Here is a 23,262-nt window from a genome sequence, read left to right as displayed (position 1 = left end):
TCACACCCCGCTCGTCTCTTCGTCGTGCAGCCGCGCGAAGAGCGACTGCACGCGCTTGTCGTCGACGGTCCGCTCTTCGCAGTAGGACGCGAACAGCTCCCCCGGTGAACGGTCCGCGATCGCGCGGTCGCCGCCCGACGTCGTCACCGGCGCGGCGAACTCCGGGTCGATGCGGATTTCCAGGGCGTTCGGCAGGGCTTCCTGGATCTCCTCGCGCAGCCCGGCCCTGGTCGCTTCGCGCACGTAGACGCGCAGGTAGTCCTCACCGAACTCCGCCGCGCGGCCGATCAGTTCGGCGACCGCGCCGTGGACGGTCCGCAGCCGCCGCCCCGAGGTCAGCGGCAGGTCGGTGATCTTCGCCGGCGTCGTCGGCGAAACCTCGACGGACAGCACGACGCTCTTGTTGTCCTGCTCGCCGAAGTCGACGGCGAACGGCGAACCGCTGTAGTGCACCGGGCACGCGGCGGGCAGCGACTGGCGGCGGTGCAGGTGGCCGAGGGCGACGTAGTGCGGATCGGCGCCGAACGCCGTGGCCGGCACGTGGTACTCGAAGATGGACTGCGCCGCCCGCTCCCCGCCGCCCAGCGCGCCGCCGGTCACCGTCAGGTGCGCCATGACGAGGTTCACCGCGCCGGGCGTGAAGCCTTCCTTGAGGCGTTCCAGGATGTCGCGCACGCGCTGGTCGTACTCGCCGACGTTGTCCGCCGGGGTCCCGGTGATCAGCTCGGCGGCGCGGACCGCGTAGCGCTGGGAAAGGAACGGCAGCACGGCGACGTTGACGCGCTCGCCCGTCGAACGCGCGTCGAACGACACCACCCCGCCGTCCGCGGCCGGGCGCGGGTTCCCGGTGAGGTGGATGCCCGCTTTCCGCAGCAGCGGCCGGTAGGCCTCGAACGTCGCGGCGTGGTCGTGGTTCCCGGCGATGGCCAGCACCTCGGCACCGGTGTCGCGCAGCGCCATCAGCGCTTGCACCACGAGCTCCTGCGCGGCGGCCGACGGCGCCGACGTCTCGTACAGGTCGCCGGCGACGAGGATCGCGTCGAACTCCTCCTTCCGCGCGATCCGGACGATTTCGCCGAGCACCGCGCGCTGCTCGTCGAGCCGGTTGCGGCCCTTGAGCGTCTTGCCGACGTGCCAATCGGAGGTGTGCAGGAACTTCACACTTCGTCCTTCCGTTCGGATAGCGGGCGGCGGGCTCAGAAGGGAGGCGGGTCGTCACCGAACGGGTCGGCGCTCCCCGACGGCAGGCCGGCGAAGGGATCGGCCTTCTTCGCCGTGGCGGTCTTGACCGGCACCTGACCGGCCTCGGAAAGCCGCGTGGCCCAGGCCGGGAACGGGAAGCCGACGGCGATCGGCACCGGGATCTCCGGCTGGCTCACGAACATCGTGCCGGGCGTGGCGAGCGTCGCGCGGACCCGCTGGCTCTGCGGCAGGAAGCCGTACTCGGGCCGCGAAGCCTCGGCGGCGTCGAGGCGCCCGACGATCCGCACCGAGCTGTTGCTGACGATCCGGCGCTCGACCTCGCTGGCGGTCTGCTGCGCGCCGATCAGGATGACGCCGAGGGACCGGCCGCGCTCGGCGATGTCCAGCAGCACCTCCTTGATGGGGCTGCTGCCTTCCCGCGGCGCGTACTTGTTGAGCTCGTCCAGCATGGTGAACAGCAGCCCGCCCGGGCCGGCGGCTTCCTTGCGCGCGGTCTCCGCCGCCAGCGTCACACCGACGACGAACCGCTGCGCGCGCTCGACGAGGTTGTGGATGTCCACCACGGTCACCTGCTGGTTCTCCGTGGACAACGAGCGCGCGGGGTGATCGGCGAGGTCGCCGCGGATGAGGCCGGACAGGGCGCGCTGGCTGGACCGCAGGCGGCGGATGAAGGCGTTGACCGTGCCCGCGCCGGTGACCGCACCCGCCCAGCTCGCGCGGGTTTCCTCGTCGGTGACCCGGTCGCAGATGACGTCGACGAGCTCGGCGTAGGTGCGGCACAGCTCGCCGTCGACGTTGGCCGCGCCGTCCTTCCCGGCCGGGGTGCTGTCCAGCCGCAACCGGTTCGCGACCTGGTGGATGACCATCGTGTACTGGTTGCGCTCGTCCTCGGCGTCGGCGAAGACGTAGGGCAGCAGGTCCTTCGCGCAGAACTCCGCGATGGTCCACCAGAACGCGCCGACACCGGACGTGCGCCCGGTGACGTAAGGCTTCCCCGTGGTGTCCGACGGCGTCGGCGGCGCGTAGAACCCGACCGAGGCGAACGGCTCCGCGGGCAGGCCGAGCTTGGCGTACTCGGCCTTGAGCTTCTCGTCGAGGTGGACGTTCGGGGTGTCGAGGAACAGCAGGTCCTCGCCCTTGACGGAGAAGACGAGGGCCTTGGCGTTGTGGGCGTTGGGCAGGGCGCCGCCGCGGAAGATCGAGTGCAGCAGGAACAACGCGAACGACGTCTTGGTGGCCACGCCGGAGACCCCGCTGATGCTGACGTGCGCACCCCGCGTGCCGTCGAGGAAGTCCATGTTGAGGTAGACGGGTTCGCCGTCCCGGCCCAGCCCGACCGCCACCTGGCGGGTCATGTTGTCGAAGTACAGCGCCTGCGCGCGATCTTCCCCCACCGCCCGCGAGACGACGGCGCCCGGCTTGGGCGGCACGTAGCACTCGGGTTCGACGCGGGTGGTGGCGATCTCGGCGATCTCCTGCACCTGCGCGGGCAGGACGCCGTCGGAGATCAGGAAGACGTCGCTGCCGAAGCTGGCGCCCTCGTGCCGCGCGCTCACCTGCGTGACCACGCCGTAGGAGGTGACTTCCCCGAGCCCCGGCAGATCCCGCCGGGTCACGACGACGTCGTCGAGCTGCAGATAGGCTTCCGGATCGATGGCCACGCTGAACTGCAGCGGCGTCGAGTCCTCGGTGCCTGCCACCCGTCCGACCACGGTGGTGAGCGTCTCCTGGTCCACGGTTCTCCCTGTCCGCGCGGGTGTTCCTCCCGCGGCAGACTAGCCCGCCCGGGGTTCCGCTCCGCGCCCAACACGGCGTTCTCCCCGAGTTGTCCCGGCAGGCCAAGACTGCGCCGAACGAGTGAGTTCACCCTTCGGGGAAGATCCGTTGCCACCACAGGCCGTTCCCGCCGGCGGCCGCCCCGGCCCCGCGGCGGGCCCGCCGCCGCCGCGTCCCGCTTCCGCCTGGCTCCACGGCGAAGCGGCGCCGGGCACCCCTCGGACGACCTCCGGACGGGCCCCGAACCCCGGCCGCTGCGCGGGATCGGCGCCCGGGTGGCCCCCACCACACGCCGGGACGGGCCGCTCCCGGCGTGTCGCGGCGAAAGTTCTCCAAAACACCCTCGGGTCCTATATGGACGACCACAGTGGACGGCGCCGGACCGGGGTTTTGCCTGCTCAGAGCCGTGCGCGGAGTCCGGGACGCCGTCCGGGAACTCCTCGGCGGAGGCCGCCGGGGAGGCGGAACCCGCCCCCGTACAAGGAAAAATTTCGACCCCCGGTTGGATTTTGTGCGGTATTGGTAATACCGTGTGCAGTGTCGGCCGAGATGGGCCGTGACTAAGTTCCACTATGGAGGACTGGAATGACGAACAAGGCCCAGCTGATCGAGGCGCTGTCGGAGCGTCTGGGCGACAAGAAGGTGGCTTCGCAGGCCGTGGACGGTCTGGTGGACATCATCATCCGGACGGTCAACAAGGGCGAGAAGGTCAACATCACCGGCTTCGGTGTGTTCGAGAAGCGCGCCCGCGCCGCTCGTACCGCGCGCAACCCGCGCACCGGTGAGGCCGTGCGCGTCAAGAAGACCAACGTGCCCGCCTTCCGCGCCGGGACCACCTTCAAGGACGTCATCTCCGGCACCAAGAAGCTGCCGAAGGCCACCCCGGTCAAGCGCGCCACCGCGGCGACGACGACCCGCGCGACCGCCACCAAGGCCGCCGCCGCGGCCCCGGCCAAGGCCACCACCACCCGCACCACGCGGGCGGCCGCCGCCAAGCCGGCCACCACCCGGGCGACCACCACGCGGACCCGCGCCACCGCGGCGAAGCCGGCCGCCAAGGCCACCGCCACCAAGGCGGCCCCGAAGACCGCGGCGAAGACCACCGCGGCCAAGGCCACCACGGCGAAGGCCACCACCACCCGCGCCAAGGCCGCCGCCAAGCCGGCCGCCACCAAGACCGCGGCGGCCAAGAAGCCGGCCGCCGCCAAGGCCCCGGCCAAGCGCACCTCCGCCGCCAAGAAGAAGTAACACCCCTGGCGACATCGGAAGGGCCCCGCACCGGACTCGGTGCGGGGCCCTTCCGCGTTCCAGGCACTCCGAAACCGGTCCCGGCCCACCCGTTGGGGTGAACGCCCGTGGTTGCCGTTCCCGGTTCCGGGGTAGCCGCCGGGGAAGCAGACCCGGCGGAGGAGTCGCGATGAACGAGAACCGGCCACAGGACCCCGAAGCGGACCTCGCCCGCAGCCGGCAGTCCATCAAGGAGGCCAAGGAGGCCGCCGCGGCGGCCGAGCTGACCGACCCGGCCGAGGGCGAAGCGGCCGAGGCGCAGAAGACCGATCCGCCCGAGCGGCACGGCGAAGAGGGCACCGACCCGGGAATGTGAGCCGATAAGCCCTTCGGAAACCCGCCGAACGTCGCGCAAGCGGACGGGAAATTGCCCTACCGATCCTCGACTGGATACACTCCACCGAAGAACGTCGACCATTGTGCAACTTGTCACACGTCACGTTCCCCGGACGCACATCCAGCTGAGGAGCATTCCCGTGGCCCAGAAAGTCCTCGTCGAGATCCTGGACGACATCGACGGCAGCAAAGCCGCCCAGACCGTTCAGTTCGGCCTCGACGGCGTCACCTACGAAATCGACCTGTCGGACGACAACGCCGCCGCCCTGCGCGACGAACTGGCCCGCTACGTCTCGGCCGGCCGCCGCATCGGCGGCCGCAAGGTCCGCGTGGCCACCGGCCAGTCGACGACGACCAGCACGACCGACCGCGAGCGCAACCAGCAGATCCGCGCCTGGGCCAACGCGAACGGCTACGAGGTCTCCGAGCGCGGCCGCCTTTCTTCCGAGGTGATCGCGGCTTACGAGCAGGCCCAGGCCGAAGAAGCGGAAACCCCCGCCGCCGCCCCGCGCAAGCGTGCCCCGCGCAAGAAGGTCGCCGCCGCGAAGAAGTAAGGCTTTGGCCGGCAGATCACTGGGGACCCGGCCCGTTGGCGGCAAGGACTGAACACCCTCGCCGCCGACGGAGGCCATTTCCCGCAAGGCTCCCCGCACGGGCAGCGATCAACCCGTCACTTTTGGCAGTACCCCGAATTCCGGGGCAGGCATTCTTTTCTTCTCCCCCACCGGACGGTTCGAGGGGAAAACCGAGAGCCTCGAAGGCTCCGGTCCTGCGGAAGTACCGCGTCAGCTGCCATGTCGATCCGTGAGTTCACCGGCCGCACAGATCAGCCGACGGCACTGGACAAGCTCGTCGCCGGTACCGCGGGAATCGGGAAGACCCGCGCCCGGCGGGGCTACGGCCCCGGCGATCCGGCCGCTCCGGCCGAGGTGCTCGACGGCTTCCTGCGAGCACTGGGAGTCCGGGCGGACGCCCTGCCGCAGAGCGCCGACGTGCAATCAGCCCGCTACCGGTCCCTGCTCGCCGGCCGCAAGGTGCTGATCGTCCTGGACAACGCGAACATCGCCGAGCAAGTCCGGCCCCTGTTGCCGGGAGCCCCCGGGTGCGTCGTGGTCGTGACGAGCCGGGACAGCCTCACCGGCCTGGTGGTGACCGAGCCGGCCTCCCGGCTCACGCTGGACCCTCTCTCCCCCGGCGAGGCGGTGGCGCTGGTGCGGGGAATCCTCGGTTCTCGCTGTGGCACTGTCGTGCCGGGAGCGATCGAGGAACTGGCCCGCTTGTGCGCGCGCCTGCCCCTGGCTTTGAGGTTCGCTGCCAGCCGGGTGTCCACGGAGACAGCCACCGTCTCCGAAGTTGGTCACCGAACTCACCGACGACCGATCTCGGCTGGATGCGCTGAGCTGGGACCGGGACGAACGGGCCGCGATCCGCTCGGTGTTCGGCCGGTCCTGCGAAAAGCTCCCCGCCGATGAAGCCCGGCTGTTCCGCCGTCTTGGCACGCACGTGGATCCCGACTTCAGCCCGCACGCGGCCGCCGCGGTCGCTGACTGCCGCTCTCGCGCACTCGCCGGCTTTTGCAACGCCTGGCGGCGGTCCACCTTCCACCACGTCGCCCGCGCCGAGCAGGGACTGGGAGACCACGGAGCGGCCATCGTCCTCTGCCGGAAAGCGATCGCCATCAGCCGCCACCTCGACATGAACCTCGATCTGAACGTCGCCGTCCCACCGAATACGGCCGGTACCAGCGGGCCGCCGAGATCGGAGCCCGGCTGAACACCCTGGGATCTCAGTAAACCGACTCCAGCAGCGAGACGACCTCGGCTTCCCGAGGCAACCGCGGCGCGTTCTTCGTCACAGCGTCACCGACCGCGTCCGCCGCGATGACCGCGATCCGGTCCCGGTTCACCCCGAGCTCCCGCAACGGCCGTTTGATGCCGAGCACGCCGGAAATCTCCCGCACCGCCGCGATCGCCGAGCCGGGCGGCACCCGCAGGGCCCACGCCGTTGTCTCGTAGGCCTCCTCGGCCGCCTCCGCGCTGAACTCCATCACCTCCGCCAGCACCGCCGCCAGCGCGACGCCGTGCGGGGTTCCGGTGTGCGCGGTCAGCGCGTGCCCGATGCCGTGGACCAGCCCGAGTCCCGACAGCGTCAGCGCGTGCCCGGCCAGGTGGGCGCCCAGCATCAGCTGAGAACGCGCTTCGAGATCACCGCCGTCCCGGAAGGCGACCGGCAGCCAGCGCCCGACCAGGCCGATCGCCTGGGTGGCGTACGCGGCCGAAATCGGGCTCGAGCCGCGTGAAGCCAGCGACTCGATGCCGTGGACCAGGGCGTCCAGGCCCGAAGCCGCCGTGACCGGCGCGGGCAGGCCCAGTGTCAGCTCGGGGTCCAGGACCGCGATCCGCGGCCGCACCGACGGATGTCCGATGTAGACCTTGCGGCAGGCGCGGACGTCCTCGGTGACGCCGAACCCGTTGGTCTCCGCGCCCGTGCCCGCCGTCGTCGGGACCGCGATCAGCGGGAGGCCGTCGGCGGCGTCCCACAGGCGGTCGGCGTCCGCGGCGCCGGCCATCGGGTTGCCCGCGAGCAGGGAAATGCCCTTCGCCGCGTCCAGCGCCGACCCGCCGCCGAGCGCGAGCACGGCCGCGTCGCCGAACGCGCGCAGGCAGGCCGCGCCGCGGTCCAGTTCGGCCGTCGACGGGTTCGGGCCGACGTCTTCGTGGACGGCGTACTCGATCCCGGCCCGCGCGAGGATCTTCTCGACGCGGCCGACGATCCCGGTGGCCCGCAGGCCGCGGTCGGTGACCACGAACACCCGGGTGCGACCCAGCTGTTCGACGAAGGCGGGCAGTTCGGCGACGACGCCGGGGCCGTATTCGGTGCGGCCGCCCGGCTCGACGGACAGCCGGGACGGGGTACGCGCCGCCGCGCCGGTGGAACCGCCCGCGACCGTCTCGTCCGAAGTGGACTCCGTGAGCCGGTCTTCGCCCGTCAGATCCGCCACCGCCGCACCGCCTCTTCGTCCAGTTCGACGCCGAGCCCGGGCCGCCGCGGCACTTCGACCTCGCCCGCGGCGGTGATCGGCACCGGCTCGGCCAACATGAAGTCGCGGCGTTCCGGCGTCCACCCGGGCGGGTCCCAGGGGAACTCGAAGTACGGGCCGCCGCCGACGCCGGCCGCGACGTGCAGGTTGGCCAGCAGGCCGATGCCGTTGGTCCAGCTGTGCGGCGTGAACGCGCGGTGCTTGAGCCGCGCCAGCTCGGCCAGCGTGCGCGCCCGGTGCAGGCCGACCGCGAGCACGACGTCCATCTGGTAGACGTCCAGGACGTCCTCCTCCAGGTAGCGCAGCAGCTCCGGGACCGAGTGATGCATCTCGCCCGCCGCGATCCGCACGCCCGGGTTCTCCGCGCGCAGGGTCTTGAACCCCGCCAGGTCGTGGTACGGCAGCGGTTCCTCGACCCAGAGGACGTCCAGCTCGGCGAGCCGCCGCACCAGCTTCCGTGTCTCCGCCAGGCCGGCCGCGGCGCTCGTGTCCCCGGCCATCCGCCACGACTGGTTGAGGTCGACCATGATCCCGAAGTCCGGCCCGAGCGCGTCCCGCACCGCCGTCACAGCGGCGACGCCGTCGGCCACGCGGTCACGGGCGATGCGGATCTTCATCGCCCGGAACCCGGCCTCCCGGGCCCGCAACGCGGTTTCGACGCGCTCCGGCGGCGGCTTCAGCTCGGCCGACGAGGCGTATGCGGGCAGCGCGCGGGCGGCGTTCCCGAACAGCGTCGCGACGGGCAGGCCGGCGACCTGGCCGATGACGTCCCAGAGCGCGGCTTCCAGCGGCCAGTAGCGGCCGCCGTGGAAGTTGGCCGTCTCGATCGCCTGGACGTGCCGGACGATGTCCAGCGGGTCCTCGCCGAGGAAGAGGTGCTCGACCGCGTCGAAGCCGGCCATCGTGTCGCCGGAGCCGATGCCGGTGACGCCCTCGTCGGTGTGCACGCGCACGATCGTGGCGTCGAAGTGCCGCCGCGGGTCCGGGTCCCAGGCCGCGCGCAGCGGCGGGTCGAGGTCGAGCCGCAGCCGGTCCAGGGAGATGGCGGCGATCTTCACCGGGCCACCGCCGCGAGCGTGGCGCGGACCGGCGGCACGTGCCCCGCGAAAGTCATGGCTCCGGCTCCTTCGGCTGTGCGGCCCTTCCGACGGTAAGAGCGCGCGAAACCGGCGAGCAAGGATCGACCGGGCATTGCAACGCCCGTTGCGCTGACGCCAACTCCCGCCCCGGCGGGTACTTTCGCTGCCATGCCCACCCCGGACGACGGCGCCCGGCACCAGGGCCACGGCCTGCGCCGCGACCTGGACCTGCTGGAGGCCCTGGCCTCCCCCGAGGCGCAGCGCGCGGGTGAGCTGGGCGTCGTCCGCCTCGCCCAGCTGACCGGCCGCGAGAAGAGCCAGGTTTCCCGCGCCCTCAAGGCACTGGCCGAGGAGGGCGTCGTCGAGCGCGACCCGGACACCCTCGGCTACCGCCTGGGCTGGCGGCTGTTCTCCCTCGTCGCCCGCACGGTCGAGGACCGTCTCGTCCGCACCGCCGAACCGGTGCTGCGCGAACTCTCGGCCGAGCTCGAAGAGACCAGCCACTTGTGCGTCCTGCGCGACCAGGAGGTCCTGACGCTGCTGTCGGTGTCCGGGCACTCCTTCCGCGCCCACGACTGGGAAGGCCGAGGCGTCCCGGCCCACTGCACGTCGGCGGGCCGGGTACTCCTGCTCGACGCCACCCCGGACGACCTGTACATCCGCTTCGCCGGCGCGGAAGAACCCGCGTTGCCGGACCTGTTTCTGAAGATCCAGGAAGCCCGCCGCACCGGCTACGCCCGCGTCCTCGAGGAGTTCGAGCCGGGCCTGGCGGGAGTATCAGCCCCGATCCGCGACTTCCGCGGCCGCGTGATCGCCGCGGTGAACATCTCGGCGCCCACGGAGCGCCTGGGCGAGAGTCTCGAGGCGGCGGGCCGGGAGACAGCGAAGGCGGCAGCGAGGATTTCAGCCCACCTCGGCTGGGAGTCCCACCCGGCGGCTCACCTCACCTGACCCGAGCGGTGACTCGCGACGCCTCTTCTTGGACGGCTCGCCGACGAGACCCTCAAGTCCCGGGCATGAAGATCGTCACCACCGGCGAGCGACCCGACCTCAAGGGTGACGGCATGGCTCCGCTTCGTCTCGGCTGGCCGCCCTTTGTGCTCCGTGACCCGATCTCCGGCACCCACCGCGATGCCGTGCAGCGATATTTCCCTCAGTTCGACGTCCTGCTGCTGGAAAACGACAGCGAGGTGCTGGGCCGGGCAACCGCGGTGGCGCTGCGTTGGGACGGCAGCGTGCCGACGCTCCCCAGTGGCTACGACGGCGCGTTGATCGCGTCAGTGGCCGAGCACGAGAACTCGGTCGAGCCGGACACCTTGTGCGTCGTGGCCGCCACCGTGCGCCCCGACCGAACCGGGGCGGCCTGGCGGGAACGCTGCTCACCGAGTTGCGCGACCGCGCCACCGAAGCCGGGCTCCAGCGGGTCATCGTGCCGGTGCGGCCGACGCTCAAAGCGAGCTACCCGTTGACCCCGATGGCGGACTTCATGAAGTGGACTCGCGAAGACGGCCTGCACCTGGATCCCTGGGTCCGGACGCACCAGCGCCTCGGCGCAGCACTCATCGCCCCGGCACCCCGTTCGATGGTCGTGACCGGCACGGTGAACCGGTGGGAAGAGTGGGCGGACATGGCATTCCCCCAAACCGGCCGGTACGTGGTTCCCGGCGGACTCGACCTGGTCGAGATCGACCGCGAACGCGACCACGGGTGCTACGAGGAAACCAACATCTGGATGCGTCACGTGTAGCGACTGGGTCAAGGCGAACGCAGGCCGTCGGTCGTCGGGCTCGACCGGAGCCGGGTCCGACCGACGACCGAAGCTCGGGCGGCTTTGACTTGTTCTCGGGCTTGGGCGTGTCATGACGAAGGGCCCCGCACCGGCTCGGCGCGGGGCCCTTTGCGTGTGACGCAGGTGTTACTTCTTCTTGGCGGCCGACGTGCGCTTGGCCGGAGCCTTGGCGGCGGTGGTCTTCTTCGCCGCTGCGGTCTTGGTGGCGGCCGGCTTGGCGGCGGCCTTGGCGCGGGTGGTCGTGGCCTTCGCCGTGGTGGCCTTGGCCGTCGTCGCCTTGGCCGCGGTGGTCTTCGCCGCGGTGGTCTTCGCCGCGGTGGTCTTCGGCGCCGCCTTGGTGGCGGTGGCCTTGGCAGCCGGCTTCGCCGCAGTGGCGCGAGTCCGCGTGGTGGCCGCGCGCGTGGTGGCCGGCTTCGCGGCCGCCGCGCGGGTCGTACGGGTCGTGGTCGCCTTGGCCGGCGCGGCCGCGGCAGCGGTCTTCGTCGCCGTCGCGCGGGTCGCGGTCGCGCGCTTGACCGGGGTCGCCTTCGGCAGCTTCTTGGAGCCGCCGATGACGTCCTTGAACGTGGTACCGGCGCGGAAGGCGGGCACGTTGGTCTTCTTCACCTTCACGGCCTCACCGGTGCGCGGGTTGCGCGCGGTACGAGCGGCGCGGGCGCGCTTCTCGAACACACCGAAGCCGGTGATGTTGACCTTCTCGCCCTTGTTGACCGTCCGGATGATGATGTCCACCAGACCGTCCACGGCCTGCGAAGCCACCTTCTTGTCGCCCAGACGCTCCGACAGCGCCTCGATCAGCTGGGCCTTGTTCGTCATTCCAGTCCTCCATAGCGGAACTCGCCACGGCCCATCACGGCCGACGTCACACAGAGTATTACCAAGATGGCCAAAATCCAAACGAGGGCGGCGGTGAACTCTCTTGCACCACTGGGAAAACAGCGGCAAGCGCACCCTCATCGAGTCCCACCTGGACACACACGCGCAGCAAGAATATCCACCTGACCTGCGAATACGTCGCCGCCGGCCAATTTTGTCCATAGAGGACAGAGACCAATCGGTCGCTCACCTGTTCGACGCGGGTACGGAGAAATCCCTGCCGGCTCAACGATGTGGGAGTTCTACGAAGTTGAGCGGAGGCAAGGACGCACCCCGACTGGCCGCCGAACGGGTGAGCCCATCGCGGGCTACCGCTGGACGAAGTGTGCCTGTCGCAGACCACGCGGACCGTTCTTACGGGGCAGCCGCGTCCGACTGGGCCGCATCCTCGTGAATGTCACAGTTCACGCCCCCGGCCGCTCTAGGTGACGTACGAGCTCATCAGACCGAGGGAAGGTGATCAGACGTCGTGACTTCCTTGGTGGTGGTCGCCGCGACCGTCGTCGCCAGTACAGCCGTGGCGATGGCGAGGATCTGCGCGAAAGCCCGAAGCCGGACCACCGGGATCCGGCGGTCGATCGTCCGCGACTTCACCCGGGGCGCGCCGCCCGGCAGTACGCTCACCACGTTCGGGCAAGGGAGCCGAACCTGGGTCACCATTGGGGAACCCGCGAAGGAGCCGGGTATTCCTGGCCGACGATGACCGACCTCGCACCGAAGCGCACTACCGCACACGCAGACAGCTGTTCCCGCCGTCTTCGCTCGATCGGCAGCCCGTCACCACCCGGAGCCGCGCGGATCGTCTGCGTGCCGACTACTCGCGGTTCTACCGCGACGAGGCCGCTCCTCTCGCAGGATTCCTGATGATGGCTTTCGGTGCGTCCGCCGAGGATGCCTGGGACGCGGCACAGACGGCCTTCACGAGCGCGTGGGTCAAGTGGGCCACTCTCTCCGACAATCGCATGGCGAGAAAGGCCTGGCTCCGAACAACCGCCACCAGGGCGTATTGGCGCCTCAGCCCAGACCGGACGCACCGGTCGCGCCGCGACGTGCCCGACCACCCGGATAGCGACCTGATGCCCGAAGACGTCGTCGCCCTCGCGAACAGCACGGCCGACGCCCGCCTCGTGCTCGACACCCTCCCACCGACCCAGCGACTGCACCTGACCTGGCACCTGGACGGCTACACCAACACGGAAATCGCGTCCCAGACGGGAAAGACCGAAGCTGCCGTCCGCAAGAACATCTCACGTGCGCTGACCACGCTCAGCCTCAAGCTCAAGGCGGTGTCCCATGACCAGTGATCCGCATCGGGAGGGTGGCGCGCCCCGCGGTGCCGAGGACGTCGCCGCGGTCTACACCTTCTTGGGAAGTGCATCCGACGACCTGCTCGCCGGCCTGGACCGGATTCTGCCCGTCGAGTCCGCCCTCTCTGCCACGATCGGCCCTGGTTCCCCGGTTCCCAAGGCTCCGCCTCGGAGCCGCAAGGCACGACGGGCCCGTCGGATCCGGCGATGGGTACGGCGACCGAGCACCGGGTAGGAACGAGCCCGCCGCGCCACCGACCAAGGCTCGAACGGAAAAGGGCCGGCGTTCGGCTTCGCCGCGTGCGCAGCGCGTCGCCGATGGCGCGGGCCAGGCCGCGGACGACCGCTGTCACCGCCACCCGTGGTCGGTGCGATGGCGCGCCCTGGAATCCGTTCGTCTTCACCGCAGACTCGGCCCTACCGATCATCGATCTCGGCCAGGAGGGACGCCGGACGATCGTGGGCATCAGCCCAGTGGATCGCCACGTCGATTACACACTTCGGCTGGCTGGTCGCCGGTTCGATCCTGGCGTGCGTGCCCAGCGCGCCACGGCGTCGCTGAGCAGTCACGATCAGGCGGTCAACCAGTCACGGCGGAACGCTTCGCGCGCTCCAACAGTGCCGGCCCGCCAGACCCAGTCGAGCGTCCCGGTAGCCATGGCCGGCGAGCTACCGGCATGCGAACGTCGTCCGTAACAGCGGCCGTCGGCGGAGAGACTCTGGCGGGGAGGAACGCACACCCGCCGTTTCCTCGATGCCGGAATGCCGAGGAGGACGCGTGCTGCCGCGATCGCGTCGAAAGCGTGCCGTTCTCGCGCTCGTGGTGGTGGGCGTGCTGGTGGCGGGCGGGCTGACCGCCTGGCTGCTGACCGGCACCTCCGCGCCGCCGCAAAACCCCGCGAACGGTGCGTTCCGGGACATCGGCAGCGGAGTGAGCGTCTCGGACGGCGCTCCGCCATCGATGAAGGCGATCCCCGACGACCAGGCCGCGAAGCCGTCCTTCACGGGAACCGAGTCGCTCAACGGCGTCGTCCACCTCACACCCGACGGTGACCTGCCGGCGCCCGTCACGCTCCGGTTCGCGCTGGACCGCCAGGTCGAGGCAGCCGACGTGGTCATCGCCGTCAACCGGACCGGCGAGGCCGACGGCTGGGAACTCGTGGCACCTTCCAAGGTGGAGGGCGGCTTCGCCTACGTCACGACCGACCACCTGTCGCGGTGGGATCCGCTGATCCGGCCCTTCACCGACCTGGTGGACGCGGTCAAGACCGAGTTGAAGAAGAGCTTCGACACCTTGACCGGGGACGCGTTCGCGGAGGCGGAGCAGCCGAAGTGCGCCGGTGAGCGCGACGCCCGCGCCCGGGGTTACTCCATCGGCACGAAGGGCAGCGACCCGCTCCACTGGTGCCTGGGCATCGAGAACGGCAAGCCGATCGTGCGGATCGTGGACAAGCGGCGCTATCCGATCCTGGTGAACCACGCCGGACTCACCGTCGCCGAGCGGCCGAAGGACAGGTTCGCCCTGCAGTGGGTCGCCCAGCAGTCCTTCAGCGACAAACGCACGGCTCTGATGCCGTTCGACCAGGCCGGACTGACCTTCCAGCTCGGCAGCGGGCAGAACCTCAGCTTCACGACCGAATACGACGGCTTCGCCGAGTCCCTGTACCAGCTCGAGTTCGGCCTGACCTCGTTGATCAACATCCTCACCCGGTTCGGCGCCGGGGGCGGCACGATCAGCAACGGCGCCCTCAAGATCAGCGAGTACGACCGGGTCGTCGAGAAGATGGCGAAGGCCCTCGGCATCAAGGAGTGCGCCGCGGCCGTCGACCAGCGGACGCCGGACGTCGGCGCCATCCTCAAGGGCTGCTTCAGCCCGGCGGCGCTGGCGGAGGTGTTCGGCTGGCGGGGTGTGCTCCTGGGTGCGGTGATGGTCGCGGGCCCCGCCGCCGAGTTCTTCCGCAGCCAGTTCGAAACCCTCCGCGATCTCCTGGGCGGCCGCGACCGGGAGACCGTGACCGTCGGCTACCGCCCGAAGGTGAGCGACCAGGACCCCCACGTCGTGCGGTTCGACGGAATCGGGCCGGTGAACTTCGACCTGACCGCGAACGATCTCCGCGAGCGCGGATACACCGACCAGGGCAACGCCTACGACCAGAACTCCCCGTCGTGCGTGCGGTACGCCAAGGACGGTCAAAGCCTCAGCGCCAGCGTCGAGGCCAAGACGGGCCGGATCCTCGCCGTGCGCAATTTCGGCGGCGACCAGGCCCTCCGTACGCAGGTCGGCGGGATCGGAGTCGGCTCCACACTGGCCGAGCTGCGGAAGGCGTTCGCCGGTTACACCATCGACGAGCAGCTCGACCTCGACTTCGGGCAGGGCTCCAACGGGGTGGTCGTCAGCTCGGCGAAGGGGGCCATCGGCTTCGGCCTGGAGGACGGTAGCCAGAGCGACTACGCCGCCGGCCGCGCCAAGGTCTCCTACGTCGCGGGCGTCGGGTTGCCGGGCCACGCTCCGACCAACCGGGAGGACGGCTGCTGACAGCGCGGTACTCGTCGTCAACCTTCGTAGCCGTAACAGGTGTGCTCGGCCAAGCGACCTCTTGGCATGTCATCCAGGTGTGCGACCCCCAATCCCTCGGCCGAGTGGCTCCGGCGATGACCGGGTTCTCGGTCGACCCCTCCGCAGTGGGACGGCTGGCCGCGACCGTGCGAGAGATCCACGGCGACCTCGAATCGGTTGCCGAGGCCGATTCGCTCAGTGCCGCGGAGACCGGCTACCCGCGGCTGGCCGACGCCGTCCACAGCTTCGTCGGCAAGTGGGGCGACGGCCGGCGTGAGCTGGGTGCGAAGTTCGACGACTTCGCCGACCGGCTCGACCAGGCCCTCGGGGCCTACACCGGCACCGAGGGCGAAGTCGTGCGCACGCTCGGGGGCGCGCAATGAGCTTCGAGCACCTGGGCTGGGATCCCGCTCCCGGCGACCCCGAACAAGTGCGCGGTACCGCCAAGGGTTTCCTGGCCATCTCCGACCGCGCCGAGCACGCCCGCGACGAGCTGCGCGAGATTCGCAATGGCCAGGCCGACGAGGTGTGGGCGGGGCTCGGCGCGGAGGCCTTCGGGCGGTCGGTCATCGAGCTGTGCTCGGACCTCGACCGGCTTTCCGAGTCCTACCGGGAAGCCGGGGACGCGCTGATGATCTACGCCGACGAACTGGTCCAGAACCAGCTCGACGCGCAGCAAGCCGAACGCTCCGCCGCCGCCGCGGCCGCCGACGCCGAGCTGTTCAGGCGGAACCTCGCCGACGCCCAGCGGCGGTCGGCCGACTCCGGCAGGCAAGCCACTTCGGCGCAGACCCGGCTGGTCTTCACCCGGCAGCGGCTGGTGGTGAGCCAGACCGCGGCCGACGCCGCCGGCACGGCCGACGCGCAGCACCACATCCAGCAGGACGAGCAGGTCAAGCGCCAGGCGATCGCGGCCAAGGGACAAGCCGACGGTGACGCGAAGTACGCCTCGACACAGCTGGACCTGGCCGATGAGCGGCTTGACGCCGCACGCCGCACGGGCAGCCGCGTCCAGGCGTTGCACCAGGACGCCGGCAACACCGCCGCGGAGGCCGTCGACCGGGCCGCCGAAGTCGCCCACAGCTACCACCGCAACCCCCTCGAAACGGCCTGGCACGGGTTCCAGGCTCTGGTGACGTCGACCGAGTTCGACGAGTTCCTCACCTGGATGTCGGACTGCAGTTCGATGCTGACCCAGATCGCGCCGCTCGTCGGCCTGGTCCCCGGCGCCGGTGAGATCGCCGCGGGCATGTACGGCGCCGGGCTGGTGCTGGGCGGGATCGCCGTCGTCGGACGCGGCCTGCAAACCGCGGCCGATCACAGCAAAGCCCCGAAGCTGGTGGACGCCGGAGTCGCGCTGGGGATCGCATCGCTGGGCGCGGTGGGGAAGGCGGGGCTCACGGCGAAGGGCACCGAGACCGTCAGTTCCGTGCACGACGCCGAGAACTTGGTGGACCACGTCCGGCTCTTCGACGCACCCGGCGGCAACTTCGTCACCCGGGCCTACCACCTGACCGGCGCGGCGGTGCAGGCCGACGAGCTCGCGAACACCGGATCCGACGTCACCGGCTCGATCGACAAGGTCCGCCGCGACATCGACGGCGACTGGTACGGCCCGGAGCCGTCGACCTCGGAACGGATCGGCGAACTGGGTACGTTCGGCTGGAAGTCCCTGGAAACACTCGTCGAGGTGAAACGGTGACTGTCGAAGACCTTCCCGGCCGCACCGCGACCGGCGTCCGGCTGCGGCTACCGGAGACCTGGCTGGAAGTCGATCCCCGCGTGCCCGATCTGGACGCGGAAGTCCTCCGCACCCTCGCCGAGCACGGGGCCGACACGAGCGACCAAGCCGCGGTGGCCCGGTTCGTCGCGCCGCTCAGCACCGAGCTGCGACGCCTGTCCGCGCACGTCGACGTGGTGCTGGCGGGCTTCTTCACCGAATACGTCGACAGCGGCTCCGGCGGACTGGAGGTCTTCACGGCCAACGTCACGGTCGCGCTGTCCCCGCACGTCGGCGACGGTGCCGGCGTGCGGGGCGAGATCGAGCGTGAAGCGCGGGCCACCGGCACCGAGATCGGCGTCCACGACCTTTCCGGTGGCCCGGCTCTCACCACGTGGGGGCGCGTGCGCCTGCCCCACACCGGCACCGAGGCGTTCACCCGCCGGTTCCACGTCCCGGTGCCCGGGCTGGACCAGGTCGCCGTGCTGGCGTTCGTCACGCCCAATGTGGACTTCGCCGCCGGATTCGACCGGCTCTTCACCGAGATCGCGGACACCTTCCGCTTCGTCGGCTGACCGCCGCGAGGCGGTCAGCCCACCGGGGTGACCGCCTCGGGCTCGGCGATCCGGCCGAGCACCGCCTCGCCGTGCGAGACGAGGTAGCCGCGTCCCACCGGGAAGTCGAACGCCGGGCGCGGGAAGTCGACGCCGAGCACCTCGCCCCGGCCGGGACTGAGCACGACACCGACTTCGGCGGCCGCGAGGACCTGGGCCAAGCCGCGGCCGTGGGCGAACTTGTCGGCGATGAACGCACCCACCAACGCCGGCCGGCCGGGCAGGCCGAAGGGACGCGGCTCCGGGAAGCCCAAGCGGTCCGCGTCGTCGACGAACAGCGCGTCCAGCCCCGGTGTCAGCGCCCGCGCCAGCTCGTCCGCGCCGCCGACGAAAATGCCCGCCCGTTCGACCAGCGCGTGCGCCGCACCTCGCCGGTCGGCGACCACGGCGACGCGGAGGCCGTTCGCCGCGGCACTCAGCGCCATCGAGCAGAGTGCGCTGGAGCGTCCCGACCTGCGTGGACCGACGATCGCCACCACGTGATCGCGGTCGAAGTCGGCCCAGTGCGTGGTCAGCTCGTCGCCGCCCACTCCGAGCAGGGCCGGCCGGCCGGCCGGCCGGTTCCCGTACGCCAGCGCGCCGGACAGTGGCAAGGTGGCCGGAATCCGGTCGACGCGCAGGGGTGCCCGCCTGGGCGGTGTCCAGCGCTTCACCGCGCGGCCGACCTCCTCGGCGAGCGCCGCTCGTTGTGCCCCACCGGACGGATCGCCGGTCAGCAAGGGGATCTGGACCAGGGTGGAATCGTCCCGCAGGAGCGCACGGCCGGGCGGGAGCTTGGTGACGTCGGCGCGGTGGGCGAACCCCAGTGCGCCGAGGCAGTCGTTGTCGGCGCGGCGAAGGCTCAGGCGGTGCTCGAACAGTCCGGCGAACCGCGTCCGCAGCTTGGTTCCGGTGCTCGTCACGCACACGGTGAGTCCCACGGTCACGCCGTCCTCCAACAGCCGCTGGAGCAGCTGGGCCGTGCTGTCGCGTTCGGTGAGGACGTCGACACCGTCGACGAGCAGCACCAGGTGCGGCGGTGCTCCGGAGTCGCGTTCCCGCAGCTCGTCCAGGGTGCTCACGCCGGCCGCGGCGAGCGTCTCGCGGCGGGATCGCACCTCTTCGCCGAGCCGGCTGAGCACCCGTTCCACCTGCCAGGCATCACCGACGTCGGTGACCACACCGCTGTGCGGCAGGTCCGCCAGTTCGCCGAGGCTGTGCCCGACCGCGATCGCGTGCAGCTGCAGCGCGTCGGGCGACGTGTCCGCGACCAGTCCGCAAGCGATTGCGCGCACCGCGCTCGTGCGACCCGAACGGGGCGCGCCGATCAGCAGGAGGTGCCCGCTGCCCAGGCGCGGAGCGAACGGGACTTGCTGCTGTTCGGCCGGGACGTCGCGCAGTCCCACGTCCAGTGCGAACGGGACCGGGGCGCACGCGTCGCGGACCAGCAGATCCGGCAACGGCGGGAGCCACGGCCGGTGCGGGACCTGGATTCCGGCGGCCTCGGTGGCCGCGGTGATCGCGTCGACGAGGTCGTCCAGTTCGGTGCGGTCCGCGGAAATCTTCTTCTTCCGGGGCGGCTCGGGCAGCTCCAGATCCTGGTCCCGCAGCGGAACCACGCGCAGCGCGATGGTCTGCGCGCTGCCGCTGGGCGCACCGCACCAGGCGGTCTGCACCGTGCGGAGGACGTCGGACTGCCGCAGCACGGCGCGACCTTTCTGCCGCTTGCCGATCTCACCGGCGAGCGGGCTGTCCAGGAGCATGTCGCTCACCGACCGGCTGACCCGCAACGCGACCTTCAGCTCCGCGTTGTGCTTGATCTGGGTCGTCACATCGGCTTCGTCCTGGGTGGCCAGCAGCAGGTGGAGGCCGAGTGACCGGCCCAGCCTGGCGAGGCCGACGAGGTCGTCGACGGCGGTCGGCAGGTGGTGCTTGAGCTCGGCGAACTCGTCGACCACGACGACCAGCCGGGCCAGCGGCGGCAACCCCTTCCGGGCGGCCGCACAGCCGTACCCGCCGAACTCGCTCACGCCGGCCGCTTCGAACAGCCGCTGCCGGCGCAGCTGTTCCGCCTGCAGCGAGCCGAAGAACCGGGGAACCGCGCCGTCGAGGTTCGTGACCGTGCCGACGGCGTGCGGAAGCCGCTCGAGGTCCTGGAACGTCGAGTGGCCCTTGAAGTCGACGAAGAGGAAGTTCAGGTGCGCCGGGGAGTTCGCGAGCGCCAGCGACGCGACCAAGGTCGTCACGAACTCGCTCTTGCCGGCGCCGGTGGTGCCGACGATCACGCCGTGCGGGCCGTCCTTCACGAGATCCACGTGCACGGTCCCCGACGCGTCGGCACCGATCGGCACCGAGGTGCATTCGGGGGACAGCTGCCAGGCAGCCCGCACTTCGTCCTCGGCGATCGCCGGCACGATGTCGCTGAAGCGGACCACGTCCGGCAGCGCGGCTGCCGCACTCGCCGAGCCGACGACCCGGAGCGGCGCCAGCATCCGCGCCACCCGCTCCGCCGCACCGGTGTCGATCCGGTCGGCGGTCACCGCGAACGGATCCCCTTGTGCCACGCTCAGGCGGTCCCCGGTGGGTTCCAGAGCGAGCACGGCGTCGCACGAGCTGGGCAGCGCCGCGACCGATTCGTCGACGCAGAGGAAGCGCAGCCCGGCGAGCGGGCCTTCCCGCAGGAGATCGGTGACGTCTTGCCGCTCGCCGAGTTCCCGGGCACCGACGAGCACCACGAGCGTGTCCGCCGCGGATTCACCGGGCCGCCGGCTTTCCAGCCGCGTCCGCACGAGTTCGGTGAGCGGCTTCACCGCGTCCCCCACCGCTTCGTGCGCCCACGCTGCCCGGACACCGCCGGTGCCGGTCCTCAGGTGCGGCAGCCACCGCGTCCAGAGCAGCTCTCGCGACCCGGGAGCGAGGACCGCGATGCGCAGCTCGTCCGGCCCGTGCAGAACGGCGGCCTGGACCAGCAGCCAGTCGAGCACCCGCCCGGCGTCCGAGGCGGGGCCGGCAACACCGAGCGCGCCACCGTCGAGGCCGGCACCGATGGGCGCGTCGGCGAGCTGAGGCGGTCGCCACCCGTCCGCCGGCGCGGGTCCGTTCAGCCCGACCGACGCCGCGCGGGTACTGCGCCCCAGCCGGAACCGCAGCCAGTCGTCGTCACCGGTACGCCGCTGCCACAGGCCGGCGGCGCCCGGCTCGGCCCGCTCCAGCACCGTGACCGGCGCCGGCCACTCCCGGCGCAGGAAAGCGTCTTCTTCGTCGACGGCGGCGTGCACCGCGACCTTGGCCCCGGCGAGGCGCCGGTCGTAATCAAGGGCGTTGTCCGCGTTGGCCTGCTTCGCCACGCGGCGCGCGTTCCACCACATCCCGACCGCCATCACCGGCGACAGCAACCCGAGCATCAGGAAGGACGGCTGGTGGAACACCCAAGCCATCACCACGCTGAGCACCAGGGGCAAGCCGGCCATCAGCAACAGCGGGCTCCGGTGCGCCGTCTGGACCGGCGGCAGTCCCGGCAGGTCCACTGTGGACTTGGTGAAGCGTGCGCGCGTGCGCGGTGCGCGGTTGACCAGGAGACCTCCCTTCCCGTCGGGCCTCAGTGGAACACGCGCACCGGGGAGCTCGACGGCGAGCCGGGTTCCGCCGATTTGGAACTGCTCTCCCGGCGGCAGGTCCTCGGGCACGCCGTGCGGCAAGGGAGTACGGCCGTCGAACCGGCCGTCGCGGCTCACCACGGTGCGGTTCCGGGACCCCGGATCGACGAGCCGGATCCGGGTACCGTCCCACCGGACCACGCAGTGCAGCCGCGACACATCACCGTCGGACAGCGCGAGATCGACCTCGCCACGGCGGCCGATCCGCGTGTCCCGGCCCAGCACGAGAGGGAGTGACCGGCCCGCGTCGGGTCCGGAAACGACCCGGAGCACCGGACCGCGTGCGGCCACCGGTGGAGGCGCGACGGCACCGGAGAAGTCCACGACCACGCCGTCGCGCACCGGCGAATCGGCGACAGGCAGAGCCTCGTCGATCCGGTTGCCGCCGACGGTCGCCGGGCCGGTCCCGCCGAGCACCGCTCCCACCGCCTCGAGCACCTCGCCCGCGGTATTCTCCGGTACGCATTCGATACCGAAATCGCGTAACACCCCATCGCGCGGATCACGGACTGACAAACGAATGCGCACTTTTTCTCCCACGGGGTCCGCAGTTCTCGCGGAAACTATCGCCGACGGGGCGCCGGACGCTACGCTTTCGGCGTGGGTTTCGAAAACAACGGCAACGACATTCCGCGGATACCCGGCCTGTCGGGACTGACACCGATCGCGCGGGGTGGTTTCGCGACGGTTTACCGCGCGGTACAGGAAAGTTTTCACCGCGAGGTCGCGGTGAAAGTTTTCCACACCGCACTGCCGGACCGTCGCTCGCGCGATTCCTTCAGCGCGGAGTGCGAGGCGATCGGGAAACTGCCCGGCGGGCTCGACGTGGTCACCATGTTCCACAGCGGGGTGATCCCCGGCAGCGACGGCAGACCGTATGTGGTCATGGAACTGTGCCGGGAATCGCTGGCCGCCCGGATCGCGCACGGGCCGCTGCAGCCCGGCGAGGTCGCCGCCCTGGGCGCGCGGCTGGCCGTGACCCTGCACGCGGTGCACGACGCCGGCTTGGTGCACGGGGACATCACGCCGTCGAACATCCTCTTCCGCCCCACCGGCCAGCCGGTCCTCGGCGACTTCGGGCTGACGCTCCACGCCGACGCCGACGGTGCCCGAGCCGACTACGCCACGTGGGAACACGCCGGTCCCGAGGTCTACCAGGGCCGTTCGAGCTTCGTCTCGGACGTGTACGGCCTCGGTTCCACGCTCTACACCGCGCTCACCGGACGCCCGCCCATCCCCCGGGCGCCGGGTGAGCCCCTGCGCGAGTACCGGTTGCGCGCGGTCGCGACGCCGGCACCGGCATTGCCGGAGACGGTGGCCGGCCCGGCGTTCTCGGCCGTGCTGGGCAAGGCGCTCGCCGCCGACCCGGATGCCCGCCACGTCAGCGCGAACGACTTCGCGACCGAGCTGGCCACGCTGTCCGCGCCGTCCGGCTCTCCGCGGCGCTGGGTCCCGGACACCCCGTACGACGGCTCGGCCTCGACCGGCCTACGTCCGGCTGCGGGATCTTTCCCGGCGGGCTTCGCACCGGGTAGCGAGACCGGCTTGCGGCCGGTCGTCCCGGAACCGGAGCAGCCCAAGCGCAGGTCCGCGGCCACCCGCTGGCTGATCGCCGGCGCGGCCGCACTCGTCGTCGTGACCGGTGGCGGGCTCACCGTCCTGCTGACCCGGGACACCACCACGCCGCCGGCGGCCGCGCCGGTCCCGTCCCCGGCGCCGACCTCGCCGGCCACCGCCGTGGCCGCGCCGGTCCTGGCCCCGCCGGAGGACCTCGGCGCGCAGGTGCGGCTTTCGTGGACCGGCGGGCCGGATTGGGACTACGCGGTCGTCATCGCCGAAGAAGGTGGCTCCGCGCCGACCGTCCAACTCGCCGACCGCCAGACCTCCTACACGGTCGACGTGACGGCCGGCAAGCGGTACTGCTTCCAGATCCAAGCCACCTGGGACAGCGGGAACCGCACGGCCGCCAGTGAAAGCCTCGGTATTCGCCAGGCCCGATGCGTGCACCAAGGCACCTAGCTCGTGAGAAATGCCGAAGGGGCG

At 71.2% G+C, this 23,262-nt stretch carries 20 protein-coding genes; 13 read left to right on the top strand and 7 right to left on the bottom strand.

The genetic code is table 11. The annotated features are described in order from the left end of the window. Both AB5J73_RS21265 and AB5J73_RS21260 read right to left on the bottom strand, forming a co-directional pair. A complete protein-coding gene (locus AB5J73_RS21265; protein ID WP_370971531.1) occupies positions 1–1,161 on the bottom strand; it encodes an exonuclease SbcCD subunit D in 1,161 nt (386 codons plus the stop codon). 35 nt (positions 1,162–1,196) lie between these two features. After that, complete coding sequence (locus AB5J73_RS21260) at positions 1,197–2,939, bottom strand: ATP-binding protein (protein WP_370971529.1); 1,743 nt, start codon at positions 2,937–2,939, stop codon at positions 1,197–1,199. Between the two features lie 625 nt (positions 2,940–3,564). Between AB5J73_RS21260 and AB5J73_RS21255 the strand changes: the two genes are divergently transcribed. The 4 genes from AB5J73_RS21255 (at position 3,565) to AB5J73_RS21240 (ending at position 6,375) form a co-directional block, all read left to right on the top strand. Continuing rightward, complete coding sequence (locus AB5J73_RS21255; protein WP_370971527.1) at positions 3,565–4,227, top strand: HU family DNA-binding protein; 663 nt, start codon at positions 3,565–3,567, stop codon at positions 4,225–4,227. A gap of 169 nt (positions 4,228–4,396) precedes the next feature. Continuing rightward, positions 4,397–4,582: a hypothetical protein gene (locus AB5J73_RS21250; protein WP_370971525.1), complete on the top strand. Its 186-nt coding sequence runs from the start codon at positions 4,397–4,399 to the stop codon at positions 4,580–4,582. Between the two features lie 160 nt (positions 4,583–4,742). Next, positions 4,743–5,156 carry an Lsr2 family protein gene (locus AB5J73_RS21245; protein WP_370971523.1) on the top strand — a complete coding sequence of 138 codons (414 nt, stop codon included), beginning with the start codon at positions 4,743–4,745 and terminating at the stop codon, positions 5,154–5,156. A gap of 799 nt (positions 5,157–5,955) precedes the next feature. Then, entirely contained in the window at positions 5,956–6,375 is a 420-nt protein-coding gene (locus tag AB5J73_RS21240) for a hypothetical protein (RefSeq protein ID WP_370971521.1), read from the top strand. A 13-nt stretch (positions 6,376–6,388) separates the two neighbouring features. Here the strand turns inward: AB5J73_RS21240 and AB5J73_RS21235 are convergent, their stop codons facing one another. Next, positions 6,389–7,603, bottom strand: a complete 1,215-nt coding sequence (locus AB5J73_RS21235; RefSeq protein ID WP_370971519.1) for an iron-containing alcohol dehydrogenase family protein — start codon at positions 7,601–7,603, stop codon at positions 6,389–6,391. Then, on the bottom strand, positions 7,591–8,700 hold the full coding sequence (locus AB5J73_RS21230) for a mandelate racemase/muconate lactonizing enzyme family protein (protein WP_370971517.1): 1,110 nt from the start codon (positions 8,698–8,700) through the stop codon (positions 7,591–7,593). Before AB5J73_RS21230 ends, AB5J73_RS21235 begins: the two co-directional genes overlap by 13 nt. Before the next feature lie 189 nt (positions 8,701–8,889). Here AB5J73_RS21230 and AB5J73_RS21225 point away from each other — a divergent pair, with 189 nt between their 5' ends. From AB5J73_RS21225 to AB5J73_RS21215, 3 genes are all read left to right on the top strand, one after another. Further along, positions 8,890–9,672, top strand: a complete 783-nt coding sequence (locus tag AB5J73_RS21225) for an IclR family transcriptional regulator (RefSeq protein ID WP_370971515.1) — start codon at positions 8,890–8,892, stop codon at positions 9,670–9,672. 65 nt (positions 9,673–9,737) lie between these two features. Then, on the top strand, positions 9,738–10,190 hold the full coding sequence (locus AB5J73_RS21220) for a hypothetical protein (protein WP_370971514.1): 453 nt from the start codon (positions 9,738–9,740) through the stop codon (positions 10,188–10,190). Between the two features lie 17 nt (positions 10,191–10,207). Further along, positions 10,208–10,468: a hypothetical protein gene (locus tag AB5J73_RS21215; protein ID WP_370971512.1), complete on the top strand. Its 261-nt coding sequence runs from the start codon at positions 10,208–10,210 to the stop codon at positions 10,466–10,468. Between the two features lie 168 nt (positions 10,469–10,636). On the opposite strand, the gene AB5J73_RS21210 is transcribed toward AB5J73_RS21215, so the two are convergent. Continuing rightward, positions 10,637–11,326: an HU family DNA-binding protein gene (locus AB5J73_RS21210; protein ID WP_370971510.1), complete on the bottom strand. Its 690-nt coding sequence runs from the start codon at positions 11,324–11,326 to the stop codon at positions 10,637–10,639. Positions 11,327–11,827: 501 nt separating this feature from the next. Further along, positions 11,828–12,010: a hypothetical protein gene (locus AB5J73_RS21205; protein ID WP_370971508.1), complete on the bottom strand. Its 183-nt coding sequence runs from the start codon at positions 12,008–12,010 to the stop codon at positions 11,828–11,830. A gap of 452 nt (positions 12,011–12,462) precedes the next feature. On the opposite strand from AB5J73_RS21205, the gene AB5J73_RS21200 reads away from it, so the two are divergent. From AB5J73_RS21200 to AB5J73_RS21180, 5 genes are all read left to right on the top strand, one after another. Beyond that, positions 12,463–12,690: an RNA polymerase sigma factor gene (locus tag AB5J73_RS21200; protein ID WP_370971506.1), complete on the top strand. Its 228-nt coding sequence runs from the start codon at positions 12,463–12,465 to the stop codon at positions 12,688–12,690. A 781-nt stretch (positions 12,691–13,471) separates the two neighbouring features. Then, positions 13,472–15,229, top strand: a complete 1,758-nt coding sequence (locus AB5J73_RS21195) for a hypothetical protein (protein ID WP_370971504.1) — start codon at positions 13,472–13,474, stop codon at positions 15,227–15,229. Positions 15,230–15,345: 116 nt separating this feature from the next. Next, positions 15,346–15,633, top strand: a complete 288-nt coding sequence (locus AB5J73_RS21190; protein WP_370971503.1) for a hypothetical protein — start codon at positions 15,346–15,348, stop codon at positions 15,631–15,633. Continuing rightward, complete coding sequence (locus AB5J73_RS21185; protein WP_370971501.1) at positions 15,630–16,952, top strand: hypothetical protein; 1,323 nt, start codon at positions 15,630–15,632, stop codon at positions 16,950–16,952. The genes AB5J73_RS21190 and AB5J73_RS21185 overlap by 4 nt, the downstream gene beginning before the upstream one ends. Then, complete coding sequence (locus tag AB5J73_RS21180) at positions 16,949–17,545, top strand: hypothetical protein (protein WP_370971500.1); 597 nt, start codon at positions 16,949–16,951, stop codon at positions 17,543–17,545. Before AB5J73_RS21185 ends, AB5J73_RS21180 begins: the two co-directional genes overlap by 4 nt. A gap of 14 nt (positions 17,546–17,559) precedes the next feature. On the opposite strand, the gene AB5J73_RS21175 is transcribed toward AB5J73_RS21180, so the two are convergent. Further along, a complete protein-coding gene (locus AB5J73_RS21175; protein WP_370971498.1) occupies positions 17,560–21,657 on the bottom strand; it encodes an FtsK/SpoIIIE domain-containing protein in 4,098 nt (1,365 codons plus the stop codon). A gap of 162 nt (positions 21,658–21,819) precedes the next feature. Here AB5J73_RS21175 and AB5J73_RS21170 point away from each other — a divergent pair, with 162 nt between their 5' ends. After that, positions 21,820–23,238, top strand: a complete 1,419-nt coding sequence (locus AB5J73_RS21170; RefSeq protein WP_370971497.1) for a protein kinase — start codon at positions 21,820–21,822, stop codon at positions 23,236–23,238. Positions 23,239–23,262 lie beyond the last annotated feature (24 nt).

This window comes from Amycolatopsis sp. cg9 (genome assembly GCF_041346945.1).
Classification (GTDB): domain Bacteria; phylum Actinomycetota; class Actinomycetes; order Mycobacteriales; family Pseudonocardiaceae; genus Amycolatopsis.
Note: the sequence above shows the minus strand (reverse complement) of the source record. Positions and strands in the feature narration are given on the sequence as shown.

Excerpts from the sequence above, each read along its gene's own strand:
- AB5J73_RS21210 (WP_370971510.1), bottom strand. The coding sequence starts at position 11,326 with ATGACGAACAAGGCCCAGCTGATCGAGGCGCTGTCGGAGCGTCTGGGC.
- AB5J73_RS21185 (WP_370971501.1), top strand. The coding sequence starts at position 15,630 with ATGAGCTTCGAGCACCTGGGCTGGGATCCCGCTCCCGGCGACCCCGAA.
- AB5J73_RS21215 (WP_370971512.1), top strand. The coding sequence starts at position 10,208 with ATGAAGTGGACTCGCGAAGACGGCCTGCACCTGGATCCCTGGGTCCGG.
- AB5J73_RS21225 (WP_370971515.1), top strand. The coding sequence starts at position 8,890 with ATGCCCACCCCGGACGACGGCGCCCGGCACCAGGGCCACGGCCTGCGC.
- AB5J73_RS21190 (WP_370971503.1), top strand. The coding sequence starts at position 15,346 with ATGACCGGGTTCTCGGTCGACCCCTCCGCAGTGGGACGGCTGGCCGCG.
- AB5J73_RS21250 (WP_370971525.1), top strand. The coding sequence starts at position 4,397 with ATGAACGAGAACCGGCCACAGGACCCCGAAGCGGACCTCGCCCGCAGC.
- AB5J73_RS21220 (WP_370971514.1), top strand. The coding sequence starts at position 9,738 with ATGAAGATCGTCACCACCGGCGAGCGACCCGACCTCAAGGGTGACGGC.
- AB5J73_RS21200 (WP_370971506.1), top strand. The coding sequence starts at position 12,463 with ATGCCCGAAGACGTCGTCGCCCTCGCGAACAGCACGGCCGACGCCCGC.
- AB5J73_RS21255 (WP_370971527.1), top strand. The coding sequence starts at position 3,565 with ATGACGAACAAGGCCCAGCTGATCGAGGCGCTGTCGGAGCGTCTGGGC.